This is a genomic window from Vibrio sp. 03_296, assembly GCF_002265885.1.
The window spans coordinates 1-532 of record NZ_NPKW01000654.1 but is presented as its reverse complement, the minus strand read 5'-3'; the positions used below and the strand labels follow the sequence as shown (position 1 = coordinate 532).

Below are 532 nucleotides of genomic sequence, written 5' to 3'. Positions count from 1 at the left end.
GGTGCTTCTAACATATTCACGCAGCGGATCAGCGTGCTTTCCTGCACCCGATGACCCGATCACACCAAAAATGGTGCCTTCTGCGATGTGTAAGTTAATGTCTTTCAAGGCATGGATTTCCTTACTGCCTTGATAGAACACTTTATTTACTTGGTTAATTTCAATCATTTCTCAACCTGTGCAGGGACAACAGAATATTATTTTGAGCTCTAGCTCACTTTTTAGATGATGCTATGGCTTTCGTGTTTTTAAGTCAATAGATATTTTTACGTCTAGACGTCTAAACGTTTGTTTGGGGCTAACGGATTTGCTATGAGTTAGGTGATATTCGTATATAGAGGGTGTTTTGACGATGTACCTCACGGCTTGGAAACTCGCAATGTAGCGCTTTTAAGGTATAATCTCGGCTTATATTCCTTTGTGACAGAGACAGATACTTTGGCAAAACCAGCTGTTTTTTTGGATCGTGATGGCGTGATTAACGTTGATCATGGTTACGTTCATGACGAGCACGACTTTGAATACATTGAAG

The 532-nt window shown here is 40.6% G+C and carries 2 pseudogenes; one reads left to right on the top strand and one right to left on the bottom strand.

Annotation, left to right across the window (positions count from 1 at the left end):
• Positions 1-168, bottom strand: a pseudogene (locus CIK04_RS26915) (ATP-binding cassette domain-containing protein); the annotation flags it as partial.
• A gap of 270 nt (positions 169-438) precedes the next feature.
• Here CIK04_RS26915 and CIK04_RS26910 point away from each other — a divergent pair.
• Positions 439-532 (top strand): annotated as a pseudogene (locus tag CIK04_RS26910) (D-glycero-beta-D-manno-heptose-1,7-bisphosphate 7-phosphatase); the annotation flags it as partial.